1 pseudogene is annotated in these 545 nt (G+C 43.3%); it reads left to right on the forward strand.

Annotated features, from left to right (window positions below):
• Nucleotides 1–545: pseudogene (locus PAE54_RS12440) on the forward strand (IS3-like element ISAca1 family transposase); the annotation flags it as partial.

The raw sequence follows: 545 nt of genomic DNA on the forward strand, positions 1-545 counted from the left end.
GCGTGTTTATCGTATTTACTGTGAATTAGCACTGAATCTGCGTATTAAGCCAAGAAGAAGATTGAAACGACATGCACCAGAACCACTGAAAGAGCCGATCCGGGCAAATCAGGTCTGGTCACTGGATTTTATGCATGACCAGCTGATCGATGGTCGTAAGTATCGGCTATTGAATGTAATTGATGATTACCGTCGAGAAGGTTTAGCGATTGAAGCAGGATTCTCATTACCGACAATCCGGGTTATTCGTACGTTGAATCAGTTGCTGGAGTGGCGAGAAAAGCCGTTAGTTATTCGGTGTGACAATGGCCCGGAGTTTATCAGTCATGAATTTGTACGCTGGGCAACTGAACAAGGTATTCGTATTGAATATATTCAACCAGGTAAGCCACAGCAGAATGCGTATATTGAACGTTATAATCGGACTATACGCTATAGCTGGCTAAGCAAGCATCTATTTGACACACTGGAAGAAGTGCAAGATTATGCAACGAGTTGGCTGTGGCATTACAACCATGAAAGACCACACCAAGCAAACAAAGGAA

It is taken from the genome of Acinetobacter minutum (assembly GCF_035916735.1).
Lineage (GTDB): Bacteria > Pseudomonadota > Gammaproteobacteria > Pseudomonadales > Moraxellaceae > Acinetobacter.